Origin of the sequence: Streptomyces sp. HM190, assembly GCF_009857135.1 — a bacterium.
GTDB classification, from domain to species: domain Bacteria; phylum Actinomycetota; class Actinomycetes; order Streptomycetales; family Streptomycetaceae; genus Streptomyces; species Streptomyces heilongjiangensis.
On sequence record NZ_CP047318.1, the window covers coordinates 2,058,135 to 2,077,886 of the forward strand.

At 71.8% G+C, this 19,752-nt stretch carries 14 protein-coding genes; 9 read left to right on the plus strand and 5 right to left on the minus strand.

Annotation, left to right across the window (positions count from 1 at the left end):
* Window positions 1–155 precede the first annotated feature (155 nt).
* A complete protein-coding gene (gene rpsA / locus GSY65_RS08590) occupies window positions 156–1,652 on the minus strand; it encodes a 30S ribosomal protein S1 (protein ID WP_159766755.1) in 1,497 nt (498 codons plus the stop codon).
* 378 nt (window positions 1,653–2,030) lie between these two features.
* On the opposite strand from rpsA, the gene GSY65_RS08595 reads away from it, so the two are divergent.
* Both GSY65_RS08595 and hrpB read left to right on the plus strand, forming a co-directional pair.
* Window positions 2,031–2,888 (plus strand): class I SAM-dependent methyltransferase, encoded by an 858-nt coding sequence (locus GSY65_RS08595; RefSeq protein ID WP_201452776.1) that lies wholly within the window; start codon window positions 2,031–2,033, stop codon window positions 2,886–2,888.
* Window positions 2,889–2,992: 104 nt separating this feature from the next.
* Window positions 2,993–5,563 (plus strand): ATP-dependent helicase HrpB, encoded by a 2,571-nt coding sequence (gene hrpB / locus GSY65_RS08600; RefSeq protein WP_159766756.1) that lies wholly within the window; start codon window positions 2,993–2,995, stop codon window positions 5,561–5,563.
* Here the strand turns inward: hrpB and GSY65_RS08605 are convergent.
* From GSY65_RS08605 to GSY65_RS08615, 3 genes are all read right to left on the minus strand, one after another.
* The gene (locus GSY65_RS08605) at window positions 5,553–6,545 is read right to left on the minus strand and encodes a DUF3068 domain-containing protein (RefSeq protein ID WP_159766757.1); all 993 of its coding nucleotides are present in this window, start codon (window positions 6,543–6,545) and stop codon (window positions 5,553–5,555) included. The genes hrpB and GSY65_RS08605 overlap by 11 nt on opposite strands.
* A 54-nt stretch (window positions 6,546–6,599) precedes the next feature.
* Window positions 6,600–6,734: an SPW_0924 family protein gene (locus tag GSY65_RS08610; protein WP_159766758.1), complete on the minus strand. Its 135-nt coding sequence runs from the start codon at window positions 6,732–6,734 to the stop codon at window positions 6,600–6,602.
* Between the two features lie 166 nt (window positions 6,735–6,900).
* A complete protein-coding gene (locus GSY65_RS08615) occupies window positions 6,901–8,655 on the minus strand; it encodes a lytic transglycosylase domain-containing protein (protein ID WP_159766759.1) in 1,755 nt (584 codons plus the stop codon).
* Window positions 8,656–9,070: 415 nt separating this feature from the next.
* On the opposite strand from GSY65_RS08615, the gene GSY65_RS08620 reads away from it, so the two are divergent.
* A complete protein-coding gene (locus GSY65_RS08620) occupies window positions 9,071–9,919 on the plus strand; it encodes a DUF4184 family protein (RefSeq protein ID WP_159766760.1) in 849 nt (282 codons plus the stop codon).
* A 391-nt stretch (window positions 9,920–10,310) separates the two neighbouring features.
* Here GSY65_RS08620 and polA read toward each other — a convergent pair whose 3' ends face one another.
* A complete protein-coding gene (gene polA / locus GSY65_RS08625; protein WP_159766761.1) occupies window positions 10,311–13,037 on the minus strand; it encodes a DNA polymerase I in 2,727 nt (908 codons plus the stop codon).
* 221 nt (window positions 13,038–13,258) lie between these two features.
* On the opposite strand from polA, the gene GSY65_RS08630 reads away from it, so the two are divergent.
* From GSY65_RS08630 to GSY65_RS08655, 6 genes are all read left to right on the plus strand, one after another.
* Entirely contained in the window at window positions 13,259–15,538 is a 2,280-nt protein-coding gene (locus GSY65_RS08630) for an FdhF/YdeP family oxidoreductase (protein ID WP_159766762.1), read from the plus strand.
* A 72-nt stretch (window positions 15,539–15,610) separates the two neighbouring features.
* Window positions 15,611–16,096, plus strand: a complete 486-nt coding sequence (locus GSY65_RS08635; protein WP_159766763.1) for a hotdog fold thioesterase — start codon at window positions 15,611–15,613, stop codon at window positions 16,094–16,096.
* Between the two features lie 67 nt (window positions 16,097–16,163).
* Window positions 16,164–16,574 carry a hypothetical protein gene (locus tag GSY65_RS08640; protein ID WP_159766764.1) on the plus strand — a complete coding sequence of 137 codons (411 nt, stop codon included), beginning with the start codon at window positions 16,164–16,166 and terminating at the stop codon, window positions 16,572–16,574.
* The gene (locus tag GSY65_RS08645) at window positions 16,571–17,176 is read left to right on the plus strand and encodes a Tat pathway signal sequence domain protein (RefSeq protein WP_159766765.1); all 606 of its coding nucleotides are present in this window, start codon (window positions 16,571–16,573) and stop codon (window positions 17,174–17,176) included. Before GSY65_RS08640 ends, GSY65_RS08645 begins: the two co-directional genes overlap by 4 nt.
* Window positions 17,177–17,466: 290 nt before the next feature.
* Window positions 17,467–18,702, plus strand: a complete 1,236-nt coding sequence (locus GSY65_RS08650; RefSeq protein WP_201452482.1) for a branched-chain amino acid ABC transporter substrate-binding protein — start codon at window positions 17,467–17,469, stop codon at window positions 18,700–18,702.
* A gap of 112 nt (window positions 18,703–18,814) precedes the next feature.
* Window positions 18,815–19,747, plus strand: a complete 933-nt coding sequence (locus tag GSY65_RS08655) for a branched-chain amino acid ABC transporter permease (RefSeq protein WP_159766767.1) — start codon at window positions 18,815–18,817, stop codon at window positions 19,745–19,747.
* Window positions 19,748–19,752 lie beyond the last annotated feature (5 nt).

Sequence of the window (19,752 nt, forward strand, 5' to 3'; positions counted from 1 at the left end):
CCGCTCCTCCTCGTGTTCGTACGTCCCAACGCCGTACGGGGGCACGGCATTCCCGGAGTTCCTGAAGAAGTGCGGTTCGCACACACGTCGGGCCCGCACCCCCCGAGGGGGATGCGGGCCCGGCGTGTTGTCGGCAGTGCCTCAGCGGCGAGCGGTCAGCTCTGGCCGCCGGCGAGCTTCTCGCGCAGAGCGGCGAGCGCCTCGTCCGAGGCCAGCGCACCGGAGGTGTCCGCACCCTCGGAGGAGTACGAACCGCCACCCGCGGCCGGAGCCGCACCGGCGGCGTCGCCACCCTCGGCGGCAGCGGCAGCGTCGGCCTCGCGGCTCTTGATGACCTGCTGCTGGTGCTGCTCGAAGCGGTTCTGCGCCTCGGCGTACTGGCGCTCCCACTCCTCGCGCTGCTTCTCGTAGCCCTCGAGCCAGTCGTTGGTCTCGGGGTCGAAGCCCTCGGGGTAGATGTAGTTGCCCTGGTCGTCGTACGACGCGGCCATGCCGTACAGGGTCGGGTCGAACTCGACCGAGGCCGGGTCGGCACCGAAGGACTCGTTGGCCTGCTTCAGCGAGAGGCTGATGCGACGGCGCTCGAGGTCGATGTCGATGACCTTGACGAAGATCTCGTCGTTGACCTGGACGACCTGCTCCGGGATCTCCACGTGGCGCTCGGCCAGCTCGGAGATGTGGACCAGACCCTCGATGCCCTCGTCCACACGGACGAACGCGCCGAACGGAACCAGCTTCGTGACCTTGCCGGGCACGACCTGGCCGATCTGGTGGGTGCGGGCGAACTGCTGCCACGGGTCTTCCTGGGTCGCCTTCAGCGACAGGGAGACGCGCTCGCGGTCCATGTCGACGTCGAGGACCTCGACCGTGACCTCCTGGCCGACCTCGACGACCTCGGAGGGGTGGTCGATGTGCTTCCAGGACAGCTCGGAGACGTGGACCAGACCGTCGACGCCACCCAGGTCCACGAAGGCACCGAAGTTGACGATCGAGGAGACCACACCGGAGCGGACCTGACCCTTCTGGAGGGTCGTGAGGAACGTCTGGCGGACCTCGGACTGGGTCTGCTCCAGCCAGGCGCGGCGGGACAGGACCACGTTGTTGCGGTTCTTGTCCAGCTCGATGATCTTGGCCTCGAGCTCCTTGCCCACGTAGGGCTGGAGGTCGCGGACGCGGCGCATCTCGACGAGAGAGGCCGGGAGGAAGCCGCGGAGGCCGATGTCGAGGATGAGACCACCCTTGACGACCTCGATGACGGTACCGGTGACGATCCCGTCCTCTTCCTTGATCTTCTCGATGGTGCCCCAGGCACGCTCGTACTGGGCGCGCTTCTTCGAGAGGATCAGGCGGCCTTCCTTGTCCTCCTTCTGGAGGACGAGGGCCTCGATCTCGTCACCGACGGCGACGACCTCGTTGGGGTCGACGTCGTGCTTGATCGAGAGCTCGCGGCTCGGGATAACGCCTTCGGTCTTGTAACCGATGTCGAGCAGGACCTCGTCCCGGTCGACCTTCACGATGACGCCGTCGACGATGTCGCCGTCGTTGAAGTACTTGATCGTCTCGTCGATCGCGGCGAGGAAGGCTTCCTCGTTACCGATGTCGTTGACCGCTACCTGCGGGGTGGTGGCGGTGGTCTCGGTGCTGCTCGTCATGTGGGAAAGGGCTCCGGTACGGACATTGAAGTCGTAGGTACTGCTTACGCCGGGAGCCCGTTTCGCTCTGAAGAAGCCGGACAGCCAAGGAAGCGCCACACAAAACCGCTGGTGGCGCCTCGACAACCGAGGGGACATACAACAGATGCGAGCGCAGCCTGCTACGTCTGAGGTGCGCAGGCCCGCAGCGCAACTTGTAGCATACGGGGGCAGCCAGGCAGGGTCAATGCGCGAAGGCGCACCACCCGGGGCGGAACGCCGCATACCCGGCACACATCGCGTCCCAAGAGGCCACGCAGGCCTGGGACACACCTTCCGTGACGCGATTCTGAGGCCGTCGCGCCACTCGGGTTACGGAAGAGTACGACGAGGGAGCCGATCATCCAAGAGCGCGATGTCCACGAGATCTCCACCGCCCCCGAGGCCGTCGGCCCGCCCGACGCCGACGAGCCCGAGGCCACCCGGCGCGAGGCCGGGGTGGCCGAGAGTTCCCGCGCCAACCGGGGCTGGTGGGACCGGAACGCGGACGACTACCAGGTGGAGCACGGCACGTTCCTCGGGGACGACCGGTTCGTCTGGGGCCCTGAAGGGCTCGACGAGATCGAGGCGGAGCTGCTCGGGCCGCCGGAGGAGCTGAAGGGCCAGGACGTCCTGGAGATCGGCGCGGGGGCCGCGCAGTGCTCCCGCTGGCTCGCCGCGCAGGGCGCCCGGCCCGTAGCCCTGGACCTCTCGCACCGCCAGCTCCAGCACGCGCTGCGGATCGGCGGGGCGTTCCCCCTCGTGTGCGCCGACGCGGGCGACCTGCCCTTCGCGGACGCCTCCTTCGACCTGGCGTGCTCGGCGTACGGGGCGCTGCCCTTCGTCGCGGACCCGGTGCGGGTGCTGCGGGAGGTCCGCCGGGTCCTGCGGCCCGGGGGCCGCTTCGTGTTCTCGGTGACCCATCCGATCCGCTGGGCGTTCCCGGACGAGCCCGGTCCGGAGGGTCTGTCGGTCTCCGCGTCGTACTTCGACCGCACGCCCTACGTCGAGCAGGACGAGGAGGGGCGGGCCGTGTACGTGGAGCACCACAGGACGCTCGGCGACCGGGTGCGGGACATCGTCGCGGCGGGCTTCCGTCTGGTCGACCTGGTCGAGCCGGAGTGGCCGGCCTGGAACAGCTCGGAGTGGGGCGGCTGGTCGCCGCTGCGCGGGAACCTGATCCCGGGCACCGCGATCTTCGTGTGCGGGCGGGACTGAGGCACACGGAAGCCACGTCGGCTCCCGCGCGGGGCGGGTGAGCCGCGCGGAGGTCGGCGTACGCGCGCGTGGGGTGCCGTCCCGGACGTACGACACTGAAGGGCGTGATCCGTTACGACGCTCTGGACGCGCTGCCCGTGCGCGGTGCCCTGCCCGGTCTGAACGACGCCCTGGAGGGGCGCGGCGCCGCCGTTCTCGTCGCGCCGCCCGGCACCGGCAAGACGACGCTGGTGCCGCTGGCGCTGGCCGGGCTGCTGGGCGGGGGTCCGGCGCGGCGGGTGGTCGTCGCCGAGCCCCGGCGGATCGCCGCGCGGGCGGCGGCGCGGCGGATGGCGTGGCTGCTCGGCGAGGAGCCCGGCGGGAGCGTCGGCCACACGGTGCGCGGCGAGCGGGTCGTGGGGCGGCACACGCGCGTGGAGGTCGTCACGACCGGTGTGCTGCTGCAGCGGTTGCAGCGGGACCAGGAACTCGCCGGGGTCGACGTGGTGGTGCTCGACGAGTGCCACGAGCGGCATCTGGACGCGGACACGGTGGCGGCGTTCCTGCTGGACGTGCGGGAGGCGCTGCGGCCCGAGCTGCGGCTGGTGGCGGCGTCGGCGACGACGGACGCGGAGGGCTGGGCGGGGCTGCTGGGCGGCGCGCCGGTCGTCGCGGCGCGAGGGGTGTCGTATCCCGTCGAGGTGGTGTGGGCGCCGCCGTCGCGTCCGGTGCGGCCGCCGCACGGGACGCGGGTCGATCCGGCGCTGCTGGCGCATGTGGCCGCGGTGGTGCGGCGGGCGCTCGCCGAGCGGTCGGGGGACGTGCTGTGCTTCCTGCCGGGCGTGGGCGAGATCGCGCGGGTGGCGGGATTGCTGGGCGGTCTGGACGGCGTCGACGTCCTCCAGGTGCACGGGCGGGCGCCGGCCGCCGTGCAGGACGCGGTGCTGGCCGGCGGCCGGGAGCGGCGGCGGGTGGTGCTGGCGACGGCGGTGGCGGAGTCGTCGCTGACGGTTCCGGGGGTCCGGGTGGTCGTCGACTCCGGGCTGGCCCGGGAGCCGCGGGTGGACCACGCGCGCGGGCTGAGCGCCCTGACGACCGTGCGGGCGTCGCAGGCGGCGGGGCGGCAGCGGGCGGGGCGCGCCGGGCGTGAGGCGCCGGGGACGGTGTACCGGTGCTGGGCGGAGGCCGAGGACGGCCGGCTGCCCCGGTTCCCGGCGCCGGAGATCAAGGTGGCCGACCTCACGGCGTTCGCCCTCCAGACGGCCTGCTGGGGCGATCCGGAGGCTTCCGGTCTCGCGCTGCTGGACCCGCCGCCGGGCGGGGCGATGGCGGCGGCGCGGGAGGTGCTGTCGGCGATCGGCGCGGTGGACGCCGCCGGGCGAGCGACGTCGCGCGGTGCGCGCCTGGCGCGGCTGGGTCTGCATCCCCGGTTGGGTCGGGCCCTGCTGGACGTGGCGCCCCTGGTGGGGGCGGACCGGGCCGCGGAGGTCGTGGCGCTGCTGAGCGAGGAGCCGCCGCGGGAGTACGGCGACGACCTGTCGGCGGCGCTGCGGGCGGCCCGGCGCGGGGGTGACGCCTACGCCGGCCGCTGGCGCGCGGAGGTACGGCGGCTGCGGGCGGCCGCGGCGCCGCCCCCGGCCCGGGAGGCGTCCGCGTCCCGTCCGCCCGCCGACGGCCGTCCCGCGCGGTCCGCCGACGACCGGGACCAGCGCCCCGCCGACTCGGACGAGCGGCTCGTGGGGACGGTGGTGGCGTCGGCGTTCCCCGAGCGGGTCGCGAAGGCGGTGCAGGGGGCCCATCTGATGGTCAACGGGACCCGGGCGCAGGTCGGGGAGGGATCCGGGTTGCGGAACGCCCCGTGGCTGGCCGTGGCCGTGGCGGACCGGCCGGTGGGTGCCGGGCACGCGCGTGTGCGGCTCGGGGCCGTCGTCGACGAGGAGGTGGCGCGGTCGGCGGCCGCCGCACTGTACGGCGAGGCCGAGGAGGTCCGCTGGCACGACGGGGACGTCGTGGCGCGGCGGGTGGAGCGGCTCGGGGCGGTGGAGTTGGCGGTACGGCCGCTCCGGGAACCGGGGCCCGGGCTCGTACGGGCGGCGCTGCTGGAGGGGCTGCGGACCGAGGGGCTGGGGCTGCTGCGGTGGCCGGAGGGCGCCGTGTCGCTGCGGCAGCGGCTCGCCTTCCTGCACGCGCGTCTCGGTGAGCCCTGGCCCGATGTCCGCGACGACGCGCTCCACGCGCGCGTGGACGACTGGCTGGAGCCCGAGCTGAGCCGTGCCCGGCGGCGGGCGGATCTCGGGCGGATCGACGCCGGGGAGGCGCTGCGGCGGCTGCTGCCATGGGCGACCGGGGACGCCGTACGGCTGGACGAGCTGGCGCCCGAGCGGATCGAGGTGCCGAGCGGGTCGCGGGTGCGCGTCGACTACACGCGGCCCGAGCAGCCGGTGCTGGCGGTGAAACTGCAGGAGATGTTCGGGCTCCAGGAGTCGCCGGTGCTCGCCGGGGTGCCGGTGCTCGTGCATCTGCTGTCGCCGGCCGGGCGGCCCGCCGCCGTGACCGCAGATCTGGCCTCGTTCTGGAGGGACGGGTACCGGGCCGTGCGGGCGGAGCTGCGCGGCCGGTATCCGAAGCATCCGTGGCCACAGGACCCGGCGGCGGCCGAGCCGACCCGGTTCACCAACGCGCGGCTCAGGCGGTGACCGGCTCGGAGGTGACCGCTTCCCCGGTGCCGGGCCCGTCCGCCGCTCGGCCGCGGGCCTCCACGCAGAGCGCGAGGGCCAGGAGGAGGACGCCCAGGCCGAGGAAGCCCCAGGGCAGGTAGGAGGTCATGAGGAGGACGACGACGCGCTGGGAGCTGACGAGGTCGACGGTGTGGTCGATGTAGTCCTCGCGCATCTTCACGTGGCCGGCGAACGCGGTCACCTTCTCGCGGTCGCCGAGGAGGGTGCCGCCGCGGAGTTCCTCCTTGTGGATCTCCTCGCCGTACACGGGGGCCCCGGTGACCGGCTCGACCCAGAACTTGCGGACCGTGGTGTACCAGCGGGTCGTGCCGGTCTTCGCGACCGTCTCCCGGGTGATGCCCTCGACGGGCATGGTGCGGGGGAAGGGGACCTCGGTCCAGGGGATGGTCTGCTCGAAGTAGTAGACCTCCACGCCGCGGAAGTCCCGGGTGCCCTTGTAGTGGATGGGGGCGGTGATGCGGGCCTGGGCGTCGAAGTACGCGTAGTCGCGGGGTTCGGTGAGGAAGGGCCACTTGAACTCCAGGCCCTCGCGGCGGACGGGGTCGCCGTCGACCATCTCGCCCCGGGCGTGGACGGGTTCCTGGGTGTGGGCGTCGAAGATGTAGCGCTCGGGGATCTTGGAGACCATCTCCCCGTCGGGGCCCTGGACGTAGGACAGGCCGTCCCAGACGACCACGTCGCGGTCCGTCGTCCGCTCGATCTTCTCCGAGGCCTCCACGTTGCCCTTGAGGGTCTGCACGATGGTGACCTCGGGGACCTCGCGTTCGGTCATGGTGCCGTAGTCGAGGAGGGTGGCGTCCTTCGCGACGAGGACCATGTCCTGGTACTGGTCGGCGGGGATCTTGGCCAGGCGCGGGAAGGCGTACCAGCGGGTCAGCGGGGACAGCGCGGCGAAGAACACGGCGAGCGCGAGCAGGATCAGAGCGGCCCTGCGGTGCATCTCGGCCTCCCTCCCGGGCGGTTGTGGATGTGCGGCCTGGCGTCGGCCGTCCGGCTACGGATGCGGGGGCACCGTCGTCAGCAGGGGTTTCGGGGACGTCTCCCCCGTCGGCGTGCCCAGCTCGGTGAGCGCGAGGACCAGCGCGAACGCCAGGGCGAGACCGGTCACGGCGGCGATCAGGGCACGCATGCGGACCTCCCGACCGGTGAGCCCGCCGGCGGCGGGAACTGATACATCGTCAGGTCCGGCACCGTAGCAACGGCCGGGCGAGATGAGAACACGTTGCACACACAACGACGGCGCCCCTGCGGAGGAGGGGCGCCGTCGTGGCGGGTGCGCGGTGGGTGCGCGGTGGTTACCGCGCGGCGTCGGCGCTCGGGGAGGCGGACTCCGTGGGGGTCGCCTCCACCGGGGCGGCCTCCACCGTCAGCTCGACGGTGAGGGTCGCGCCGCCCTCGGTCTCGATGCGGAGCAGGAAGGTGCCGGTGGCGTCGTCCGCGTACAGCTTCGGCAGGGTGAGCAGGCCGTCCTTGTCGGTCTGCAGGCCCGTCAGGGTGCGCTGCGGCTTGCCGTCGGCGGGGTTCTTGAAGTAGGGGCCCTTGTCGTTCTCGGCGGCGTCGGTGGACGACGTGACGAGGGTGGCCGTGACGGCGACCTTGCCGGCGACCGCCCCCTTGTAGGTGGCCTTCACCGCGACCTGTTCGGCGAACTCGCCGTTCACGACGCAGGTCAGTTCGGTGGCCGTGGTGCGGGCGACGGTGTCGGCCCGGCGTGCGGTGACGGTGGCCGTGTAGTCGAGGGCGGCCACGGTACGGCCCACGACGGTGGCGCGGACGGTGACGGCGCCGGTCCTCTCACCGGCCACGAGGCTGGGGGCGGTGGCCTTGCCGGTGCTGTCCGTGACGACCGTGGCGACCTTCTCACCGCCGGTGAAGGTGGTGTCGGTGTCGCCGACGACGGTGAAGCGGACCCGGACCTTCGCGACGGCCTTGCCCGCCTTGGTCTCCGTACGGGCGGCGATCCGGTCGGTGAAGGTGTCGCCGGCCGTCGCGGTGAGCTTCGCCGGACCGGCGGCCTCCAGGTGGTGCACCGTGTCGGTTTTGGTGGGCGGCTTGGTCGGCGGAGTGGGCGGGGTCGGCGGCTTGGGTGTGGAGCCGCCGCCGGGCGTGCCACCACCGGGCTTGTCCTTGGCCGGCGGGGTCGGGCTGGGGCTGGGCGTCGCGCCACCCGAGCCGCCCTTGTCGCCGGTGCTCCCGCTCCCGGTGGCTGCGCCCCCGTTGTCGCTGGGGGTGCGGGGCAGCGAGCCGGTGCCGTCGGGGATCTCGTGGGTGCCCTTGCGGTAGTACTCCAGCCACGACATGACGGTGTTGTAGTAGGCCGTCGAGTTGTTGTAGCTGAGGATCGCGCTGCGCAGGTTCGCGCTGTCGGACAGGTCCCAGTCGAAGCGGCACAGGTAGTGGCCCGCGGCCAGGGCGGCGTCGTAGATGTTGTTGGGGTCCTTGGCGCCGTCGCCGTTGCCGTCGCGGCCCGCCCACTCCCAGGTGGAGGGGATGAACTGCATGGGGCCGACCGCCCGGTCGTGCTTGACGTCGTCGTCGTACGCGCCGTCGTCGGTGTCGGTGATGTTCGCGAAGCCGTTGCCGTTGAGCTGGGGGCCGAGGATCTTGCCTATCGTCGTGCCGCTCGCGTCCACGCGGCCGCCGCGGGCCTGGCCGGACTCGACCTTGCCGATGGCGGCGAGCAGTTGCCAGGGCAGGTTGCAGCCGGGCTTGGAGTCGCGCAGGGACGCCTCGGCCTTCTTGTAGGCGTCGAGGACGGTCGCGGGGATGCCGCGCTCGCCACCGCCGGCCGTGGTCGAGCCGCCGCCCGTGCCGGGTGAGGGGTTGGGGCTGTCGAGGGGCGGGAGGTCCGTGTAGTAGCGCCCGTCACCCGACGCGGTGTCCTCGGAGTAGGTGGTCGTCTCGGGCGAGGGAGACCCGGTGGTCTGTCTCCCGGCGCTGTCGGTGGTCACTCCCGGGGCCTGGGACGCGGCCAGTGCCGCTACCGTGGCCGCGGCCAGGGCGGTGGTGGCCGCCCCCTTGCGGAGCCTCAATCCGAACTGCGCCGCCATTGAGTGAACCCTCCCCGGTGGTCGATCGCTTTGGCGTTCTGCCTTTTTGACACTGTCTCGGGAGGCTTCTCCGGTTCTTCTTCCGGATCAGCTTTCCCGTTCTGCTACACCGACTCCGGAGTTCCGGATTTGGTTGCCCTGTTCCCGCGTTTCGCTGTCCGGATCTCCGGTGGCCCCCGCACGCGTCGACGCGACGGCCCAGGCGACCCTACGACAACTTCCGTCGCCCGGACACCCGTTCGTGCCCGGTTTCCGCCGGTTGCCCCTGTCGGTTCGCTGTCACGCGGGCGCACGCCGGGGTCGGCGGGCGTCGCGCATACTGGCGCAGGCGATCACGGGCCGGCCGGCCGCGACGGAGGTCCGCCGCGCGGGCCCGTCGCACACGACGCCACACGATCCGCTCCAGGGGGACGACTTGCCTTTCACACTGAGCCATGCGGCCGCCGTGCTGCCCGCGTTGCGCGGCGACGGCAGCGCGCGGGGACGACTCGTGCCGTCGGTGCTCGTCGCCGGTTCGTTCGCACCCGATCTGACCTATTACGCGGCGAGTGCGCTGCCCGGGGCGATGGAATTCGGCGACGTCACGCACTCCTTCACCGGGGTCTTCACCGTCGACGTGCTGCTCACCTGGGCGTCGGTGGGGGTGTGGCTGGTGCTCCGTGAACCGCTCGTCGCGCTGCTGCCGAGGCGGCGGCGGGCGCGGGTGGCCTCGCTGGTGCGGTGCGGGGCGGGGGTACGGCGGGTGAGTCCGCCGCTGGTGCTGTGGTGGTACGTCTCCGCCGTGCTCGGCGCGCTCACCCATGTCGTCTGGGACGCGTTCACGCACCTCGACCGGTGGGGGATGCGGCTGCTGCCGGTACTGGGCGAGGAGATCGCGGGGTCACCGCTGTACTGGTACCTCCAGTACGGCGGTTCGGCGGTCGCGGCGGTGGTGATCGCCGTGTTCCTGACGCTGGCGCTGCGCCGGCAGCCGAGGGTCGAGCCCACGGGTGTGCCGGTGCTCTCGCCGGCCGACCGGTGGGTGGCGGGCGTCGTGATCGGGGGGTGCGCGCTGATCGCGGCGGTGCAGCGGGTGGCCCGCTGGTGGGCGTACTGGGGTTCGGTCGCCAAGCCGTACGAGGTGATCCCGACGGTGTGCTTCGGGGCCGGGGCCGGGCTGATGCTGGGCGTGCTGCTGTACGGCGTGGGCGTCAGGATCTGGCGTCCGGCTCCCGCTGCGGTGACCGCAGCCGAAGCGGAGGTGGACAGCTCGGTCCGCCACTGAGCACGGGGCGGCGCGCGGGGGCTCCGCGGGGGACACGGGGCCGGGCCGCGCCGGGGGCGTACGGCGGGACGTGACCCAGCAGGGCCGGCAGGGGGTGGGTGAGCCGCCAGGGGATCAGTGTGTGCGCCCAGCGGCGGTGGGGCGACCACGGGAAGGGGGGCTGCGCCCTGGAGAGGCGGGTGAGCGCCTGTGGCAGGCGGCCGGCAGCTGTCGCGGTACGGCGGCGGAGCGTGCGTATGCCCATGCGGGCATCCTGACGCCCCGCCTCCCCGCCGGGCCCCCCGACGGGGTCCAGCCGGGTGACGACGACGGCGGAGAAACGCCGCCCCCCTGAGGAGGGGCCCGGTGTCCGGCCGGGCCCCCGACCTCACGGTTCAGTACACCTGGGGCGTCAGTGAGCCGCCGACTCCCAGTCCGGGCCGTGGCCCACGGAGACATCCAGGGGGGCGCGGAGGTGGACCGCGGTGGACATCTCGTGGCGGACGAGCTCCTCGACGCGGGCGCCCTCGCCGGGGGCGATCTCCAGGACGATTTCGTCGTGGACCTGGAGGAGCATCCGCGAGGTGAGGCCGGCGTCCTCCAGGGCGCGGCCCACGTTCAGCATGGCGATCTTGACGATGTCCGCGGCGGTGCCCTGGATCGGCGCGTTCAGCGCCATCCGCTCGGCCGCCTCACGGCGCTGCCGGTTGTCGCTGTTGAGGTCGGGCAGATAGCGGCGGCGGCCGAAGAGCGTCGCCGTGTACCCCGTCGCGCGCGCCTCGTCGACCGCGCGGCGCAGATAGTCCCGCACCCCGCCGAAGCGCTCGAAGTACGCGTCCATCAGGGCGCGGGCCTCCCCCGCGTCGATGTTCAGCTGCTGGGACAGGCCGAACGCCGACAGGCCGTACGCCAGGCCGTACGACATCGCCTTGATCTTGCGGCGCATCTCCGCGTCGACCGCGCCGGGCTCGACCCCGAACACCTGCGCGGCGGCCGTGGTGTGGAGGTCCTCGCCGGAGGTGAACGCCTCGATGAGGCCCTCGTCCTCGGAGAGGTGCGCCATCACACGCAGCTCGATCTGGCTGTAGTCGGCCGTCATCAGCGACTCGAAGCCCTCGCCGACGACGAAGCCGCGGCGGATGGCCCGGCCCTCGTCGGTGCGGACCGGGATGTTCTGCAGGTTCGGGTCGACCGAGGAGAGGCGGCCCGTGGCGGCGACGGTCTGGTTGAAGGTGGTGTGGATGCGGCCGTCCGTCGCGATGGTCTTGATCAGGCCCTCGACGGTGACCCGGAGCTTCGCCTGCTCGCGGTGGCGGAGCATGATGACCGGCAGTTCGTTGTCGGTCTGGGTGGCCAGCCAGGCGAGGGCGTCCGCGTCGGTGGTGTACCCCGTCTTGGTGCGCTTGGTCTTGGGCAGGGCCAGCTCGCCGAAGAGGACCTCCTGGAGCTGCTTGGGCGAGCCGAGGTTGAACTCGTGCCCGGCCGCCGCGTGCGCCTCCTTCACCGCCTGCTGCACGGCTCCGGCGAACATCTGCTCCATGGCTTCGAGGTGGGCGCGGTCCGCGGCGATGCCGTGGCGCTCCATGCGGGCCAGCAGCGCGGACGTCGGCAGTTCCACGTCCCGCAGCAGCTCGGCGGCGCCGACCTCCTCCAGGCGCTGCCCGAACGCCTCGCCCAGGTCGAGGATGGCGCGGGCCTGCACCATGAGGGCCTCGGCCTCGGCGCCGTCGTCCGCGCCGAAGGCCAGCTGGCCGTCGGCGGTGGCGGCGGGGGCCAGCTCCCGACCGAGGTACTCCAGGGACAGCGCGTCCAGGTCGAAGGAGCGGCGGCCCGGCTTGACCAGGTAGGCGGCGAGGGCGGTGTCCATGGTGACGCCTTCGACGGTCCAGCCGTGCTCGGCGAAGACCCGCATCGCGCCCTTGGCGTTGTGGAACACCTTGGGCTTCGCGGGGTCGGCGAGCCAGGCCACCCACGTGGTCTCGTCGCTCTGGTCGAGCTGGGTCGGGTCGAACCAGGCGGCCGCCCCGCCCGCGGCGGCGAGCGCGATCTCGGTGACCGAGCCGGTGCCGAGCGCCCAGGTGTCGACGGTGGCGACCCCGAGGGGCTGCCCGCCGTGCTCGGTGAGCCAGCCGGTCAGCTCGCCGGAGCCGAGGACCGTGCCGTCCACGGCGACGCCCGCGGCGGGCTGCGGCCCGGCGTCGGCCTCCTCCGCCCCCGGATCGACGGCCAGCAGCCGCTCGCGCAGCGACGGGTTGCGGATCTCCAGGGTGTCCAGGACCATCGCGACGGCCTTGCGGTCGTACGGGGCCCGCTCCAGTTCGGTGACCGTGCGGGGCAGGTCGACCGTGCGCACCATCTCGGTGAGGCGGCGGTTGAGCTTGACGGCCTCCAGGTGGTCGCGGAGGTTCTGCCCGGCCTTGCCCTTGACCTCGTCGACGCGCTCCACCAGCTCCGCGAACGAACCGAACTGGTTGATCCACTTCGCGGCGGTCTTCTCGCCGACACCGGGGATGCCGGGCAGGTTGTCCGACGGGTCACCGCGCAGGGCCGCGAAGTCCGGGTACTGGGCGGGGGTCAGGCCGTACTTCTCGAACACCTTCTCCGGGGTGAACCGGGTCAGCTCCGAGACGCCCTTCGTCGGGTAGAGCACGGTGGTGTGCTCGGAGACCAGCTGGAAGGAGTCCCGGTCGCCGGTGACGACGAGGACCTCGAAGCCCTCCGCCTCGGCCTGGGTGGCGAGGGTGGCGATGATGTCGTCGGCCTCGAAGCCGTCGACGGCGAAACGCACGGCGTGCATGGCGTCGAGCAGCTCGCCGATCAGCTCGACCTGCCCCTTGAACTCGTCGGGGGTCTTCGAGCGGTTCGCCTTGTACTCGGTGAACTCCTCGGAGCGCCAGGTCTTGCGGGAGACGTCGAACGCCACCGCGAAGTGGGTGGGCGCCTCGTCGCGCAGCGTGTTCGCCAGCATCGACGCGAAGCCGTAGATCGCGTTCGTCGGCTGGCCCGTCGCGGTCGTGAAGTTCTCCGCGGGGAGCGCGAAGAACGCGCGGTAGGCCAGCGAATGCCCGTCCATGAGCATGAGCCGGGGACGGCTGCCGCCGGTGGTCGTGTCGGTCTTCTTCGATGCTGTCTCTGCCACGCACCCGATCCTGCCACGTGCCACTGACACTCGGACCACGCCCGCCGCCCGCCGCCCCCATGGGCGGGCATCGACGCGGACCCGTGCCCGCACCCGTCGCCGTCCCCGGTCACGGCGGACCGTCCTCGTGCACCGATCTCGATCGCGGCCACTGACACGTGCGAGGATCGAAGCCGTACCTCACGCCCGAACACGCACACGCACGCGAATGGGGAGCAGCGATGGCCGGCAAGGCGCCCAAGAGTGATCCGGTTCAGGACGCGCCGCAGGTCGCGCAGCCGAAGCACGCGGCGGCGGGGCTCCCCGCGATCGGGCACACCCTGCGGATCGCGCAGCAGCAGATGGGGGTGCGGCGGACCGCCCTGACGCTGCTGCGGGTCAACCAGAAGGACGGCTTCGACTGCCCCGGCTGCGCCTGGCCGGAGCCCGAGCACCGGCACACGGCGGAGTTCTGCGAGAACGGCGCGAAGGCGGTCGCCGAGGAGGCCACCCTGCGCCGGGTCACCCCGGAGTTCTTCGCCGCGCACACCGTGGCGGACCTGGCCACCCGCAGCGGCTACTGGCTGGGCCAGCAGGGCCGGCTCACCCACCCCGTGTACCTGCCCGAGGGCGGCGACCGGTACGAGCCGGTGTCCTGGGAGCGGGCCTTCGACATCGTCGCCGAGGAGCTGAACGCCCTCGACTCCCCCGACGAGGCCCTCTTCTACACCTCCGGGCGCACCAGCAACGAGGCCGCGTTCCTGTACCAGCTGTTCGCCCGCGAGTTCGGCACGAACAACCTGCCGGACTGTTCCAACATGTGCCACGAGTCGTCGGGCTCCGCGCTGTCCGAGACGATCGGCATCGGCAAGGGCAGTGTCCTGCTGGAGGACCTGTACCAGGCGGACCTGATCGTCGTCGCCGGGCAGAACCCGGGCACCAACCACCCGCGCATGCTGTCGGCCCTGGAGAAGGCGAAGGCGGGCGGCGCGCGGATCATCACGGTCAACCCGCTGCCCGAGGCGGGTCTGGAGCGGTTCAAGAACCCGCAGACCCCGCAGGGCATGCTCAAGGGCGCCGCCCTCACCGATCTGTTCCTGCAGATCCGCATCGGCGGCGACCAGGCCCTGTTCCGGCTGCTCAACAAGCTGATCCTGGAGACCGAGGGCGCGGTCGACGAGGAGTTCGTGCGCGAGCACACGCACGGCTTCGAGGAGTTCGCGGCTGCGGCCCGCGACGCCGACTGGGAGGAGACGCTCACCGCGACCGGTCTGACGCGTGAGCAGATCGACGAGGCGCTGCGCATGGTCCTCGCCTCGAAGCGGACGATCGTCTGCTGGGCCATGGGCCTGACCCAGCACAAGCACGCGGTGCCCACCATCCGCGAGGTCGTCAACTTCCTGCTGCTGCGCGGCAACATCGGCCGTCCCGGCGCGGGCGTGTGCCCGGTGCGCGGCCACTCCAACGTGCAGGGCGACCGCACGATGGGCATCTTCGAGCGGCCCGCCCCCGCGTTCCTGGACGCGCTCGAGAAGGAGTTCGGCTTCGCGCCGCCCCGCGAGCACGGCTACGACGTCGTGCGGGCCATCCGGGCCATGCGCGACGACAAGGCGAAGGTGTTCTTCGCGATGGGCGGCAACTTCGTGTCGGCGTCCCCCGACACGGAGGTCACGGAGGCGGCGATGCGCCGCGCCCGTCTGACGGTGCACGTGTCGACGAAGCTGAACCGCTCGCACGCGGTCACCGGCGCGCGGGCGCTGATCCTGCCCACCCTGGGCCGCACCGAGCGTGATCTGCAGGGCGGCGGCGAGCAGTTCGTCACCGTCGAGGACTCCATGGGCATGGTCCACGCCTCCCGCGGCCGTCTGGAGCCCGCGAGCCGGCACCTGCTGTCCGAGCCGGCCATCGTGTGCCGCCTCGCCCGCCGGGTCCTCGGCGAGGACAGCCGCACGCCGTGGGAGGAGTTCGAGAAGGACTACGCGACGATCCGCGACCGCATCGCACGCGTGGTGCCCGGTTTCGAGGACTTCAACGCGCGCGTGGCCGACCCGAACGGCTTCGCGCTGCCGCACGCCCCGCGCGACGAGCGCCGCTTCCCCACGGCCACCGGCAAGGCCAACTTCACCGCCGCCCCGGTGGAGTTCCCGGAGCTGCCCGAGGGGCGCCTGCTGCTGCAGACGCTGCGCTCGCACGACCAGTACAACACCACGATCTACGGCCTGGACGACCGCTACCGGGGCATCACGGGCGGCCGCCGGGTCGTCCTGGTCCACCCCGAGGACGCGGCCGCGCTGAAGGTCGCCGACGGTTCCTACGTGGACCTGGTGAGCGAGTGGAAGGACGGTGTCGAGCGCCGGGCGCCCGGTTTCCGCGTCGTGCACTATCCGACGGCGCGCGGCTGCGCCGCCGCCTACTACCCGGAGACCAACGTCCTGGTGCCGCTGGACGCCACCGCGGACACCAGCAACACCCCGGCCAGCAAGTCCGTCGTGGTCCGTCTGGAACAATCGGCCACCGACTGAGCGTTCGCTCAGCGAGTCAGGCCGGTATACGACCGCCGCCGGCCCGCGGCGGTCGACGACGAACGGAGCACCATGGGCGAGCAGCACCACGCCACGTTCCCGCAAGAGGTCATCGACGAGTACGCGGCACTCGGCGTCGACCTGGTCGCGATGTTCTCCGCGGGGCACCTGGGCACCCGCATGGGTGTGCAGATCGTGGAGGCCTCAGCGGACCGCGTCGTCGGCACCATGCCGGTCGAGGGCAACACCCAGCCGTACGGGCTGCTGCACGGCGGGGCGTCCGCGGTGCTCGCGGAGACCCTCGGCTCGGTCGGCTCCATGCTGCACGCGGGCAGCTCCAAGATCGCGGTGGGCGTCGACCTGAACTGCACCCACCACCGCGGCGTACGGTCCGGGCTGGTCACCGGCGTGGCCACCCCCGTGCACCGGGGCCGCTCGACCGCCACGTACGAGATCGTCATCAGCGACGAGGCGGGCAAGCGGGTGTGCACGGCCCGGCTGACCTGTCTGCTGCGCGACGTCCTGCCGGCCGACGCCCAGCGGGCCACGGAGGGCTGACCCGTCGGCCGGCCCGCCGGCACCGGACGCTGGCGGGCGGCGGGCGAGCGGGTCTAGCTTTCGGGTCATGGGAACGGGAAGAGCCCTCGGGTGGGGGGCGGCCCTGGCACCGGCGCTGCTGATCGGCGTCCTGGTCACCGGGTGCGGCGGGTCGCAGGAAGACAGCGGACCGGGCGGACCGGCGGCCGACGGCCCGGCGTCGCCGTCGCCGGCGGCCACACCGCCCGAGGAGCTGTGCGCGCGGATCGTCTCCCACTGGTCGCGGGAGGCACTGGACGGCGACGGCTACGGCGACTACCAGTCCATGGGGATGTCGAACGGGCAGTACGACATCCTGCGCGAGGTCGTCGACGCCGCCCGCGCCGAGCGGGAGCGCGTCGGCCGAAGGGCCGCCGAGCGGCTCGTCGACGTGGAGGCGCGCACACGCTGCGCGCGGCTGTACCAGGACGGCAACCCGACCGAGGGGCCGTGGAGTTGAGTGGCATCGGGCCCGTCGAACCGGGCGAGGGGACCCACGTCGAGGACGCCCCCGACGGGCACGCCACGCCACCGCGGGGACGTCTCGCCCCGCTGTACGCCCGGCACCGCCGCGCCGCGCTCGCCGCCGGCGCGGTCGCCCTGGTCCTCGCGGGCGGCCTCCTGTACGCGACCCGTCCCCGGCCGGAGCCCCCGGCCCCGCCGCCGTACCCGTCCCAGGCGGTGGAGTTCACCTACCTCGGGCCCCGGACCCCGCCCGCCGGCCTCCCGGCGGGGGCCTTCAGCTTCGGCATCGCGGTCACCACCCGCGACGGGCCCCCGGTCACCGTGACCCGGATCGCCCAGCCGCTCCCCGGCCTCGCCCTCTCGTCCAGGCCGCGCCCGCCCTTCCGGGGCCCGGCCGACGGCGCCCGCACCGTCGTGATCACCCTGCGGGTGACGGATTGCGGAAGAGTCCCCAAGAATGCCGGACTTCCTTTCCTGGACGTAACTCTGCGTAATAAGCGCGCAATGGAAGACCACAGTTTCATCCTCGGCGGAGGCTATGCCCACGACCTCTCCGAAGCGGTTGAGGTCGCATGCAGCAACGACACGGCGTCATGACCTAAACTCAAGAACACTCCTGGAAACGCCAGCACACTTCCTGCGGCTTCTCACTATGTGGACAGGGCGAATCGGCCCTAATTCCTCGCATCCACCCACGGAGTACCGCTCTGCATTACGTCGTGTCATAACAAGAGCGTCACAGCCTCCGTCAGACCCTCCTCCACGTTCCCATCACACGCTTAGAGTCACGCCCAGTCACCGCGCCACCGGATTCGAAGTCATTTTCGTCCCAGCGCTCGACTCGGCCCGCTCAACCAGGAGGGGCCGTGCCACGGAAAGGACTGATCGTGCGTCAACGCTCGCTCATCGCCATCACCGCCGCGCTGGCGGCGGGAGCTCTCACCCTCACCGCCTGCGGCTCGCGCGACGACAGCGCCGGCTCGGACTCCGAAGGAAGCGGTGGCGGCACCACTGTCGTCATCGGTGTCGACGCACCGCTGACCGGCGACCTGTCCGCCCTGGGTCTCGGTATCAAGAACTCCGTAGACCTGGCAGCCAAGACGGCCAACAAGGAGAAGACCGTCGACGGCGTGACCTTCAAGGTCGAGGCCCTCGACGACCAGGCGCAGCCCTCCTCGGGCCAGCAGAACGCCACCAAGTTCGTCGCCAACAAGGACGTCCTCGGCGTCGTCGGCCCGCTGAACTCCTCGGTCGCCGAGTCGATGCAGAAGGTCTTCGACGACGCCAAGCTCGTCGAGGTCTCCCCGGCCAACACCAACCCGGCCCTGACCCAGGGCACGGACTGGCAGAAGACCAAGACCCGCCCGTACAAGTCGTACTTCCGCACCGCGACCACGGACGCCATCCAGGGCCCGTTCGCCGCGCAGTACGTCTTCAACGACGCCAAGAAGAAGAAGGTCTTCGTCATCGACGACAAGAAGACCTACGGCGCCGGCCTGGCCGCCACCTTCACCGAGGAGTTCAAGAAGCTCGGCGGCAAGATCGCCGGCACCGAGCACATCAACCCCGACACCAAGGACTTCTCCGCGATCGCCACCAAGGTGAAGAACTCCGGCGCGGACGTCGTCTACTACGGCGGCGAGTACCCGCAGGCCGGCCCGCTCAGCAAGCAGATCAAGGCCGCCGGCGCCAAGATCCCCGTGGTCGGCGGCGACGGCATCTACAGCGCCGACTTCATCAAGCTGGCCGGCGCCAGCGGCACCGGCGACCTGGCCACCTCGGTCGGCGCCCCGGTCGAGGAACTCCCCTCGGCCAAGGAGTTCGTGGCCAACTACAAGGCCGCGGGCTACAAGGAGGCCTTCGAGGCCTACGGCGGCTACTCCTACGACTCCGCCTGGGCGATCATCGAAGCCGTGAAGAAGGTCGTCGAGGACAACGACGGCAAGCTCCCCAGCGACGCCCGCGCCAAGGTCACGGCCGCGATGCAGAACGTCTCGTTCGACGGGGTGACCGGCAAGGTCTCCTTCGACGAGTACGGTGACGCCACCAACAAGCAGCTCACCGTCTACGCCGTCGAGAACGGTGCCTGGAAGGCGGTCAAGTCCGGTACCTACACCGGCTGATCCACCACCGCACCACTCCTGAGCCGCGCGGGGCGCTGTTCCACTGGCGCCCCGCGCGGACTCGCATCCAGCCCCCCCGTCGAAACATCCGAAACCTCTCGGAGGACATGCGGTGAACGAACTGCCGCAGCAGCTGGTCAACGGCCTGCTACTGGGATCCATGTACGGGCTGGTCGCCATCGGCTACACAATGGTCTATGGCATCGTCCAGCTCATCAACTTCGCCCACGGCGAGATCTTCATGACCGGAGCGTTCGGCGCTCTGACGATCTACGTGTACGTCCTGCCCGACGGCACCTCCATGTGGATCGCCCTTCCGCTCATGCTCATCGGCGCCGCCCTGGTGTCCACCACCATCGCCGTGGGAGCGGAACGATTCGCCTACCGGCCCCTTCGCGGCGCCCCACGCCTCGCCCCCCTCATCACCGCCATCGGCCTCTCCCTCGCCCTGCAGCAGGCGGTGTGGGCCTGGTACCCCGAGGCCAAGTCCGCCCGGACCTTCCCCGAGATCCCCGGCGGCCCCTTCGAGATCGGCAGCGTCACCATCCAGACCGGTGACGTCTTCCTCCTGATCGCGGCCCCCATCAGCATGGCCGTCCTCGCCTACTTCGTCATGAAGACCCGCACCGGCCGCGGCATGCAGGCCACCGCGCAGGACCCGGACACCGCCAAACTCATGGGCATCAACACCGACCGCATCATCGTGGTCGCCTTCGCCCTCGGCGCGATCTTCGCCGCGGTCGGCGGCGTCGCCTACGGCCTGAAGTACGGCCAGATCGACTTCCGCATGGGCTTCATCCTCGGCCTGAAGGCCTTCACCGCAGCCGTCCTCGGCGGCATCGGCAACATCTACGGAGCCATGATCGGCGGCGTGGTCCTCGGCATCGCCGAAACCCTGGCCACCGCCTACATCGCCGACATCCCCGGCATGGACAAGTTCGGCAGCCAGTCCTGGGCCGACGTCTGGGCCTTCGTACTCCTCATCCTCGTACTGCTGTTCAGGCCACAAGGTCTGCTCGGCGAGCGCGTCGCGGACAGGGCGTGACACCG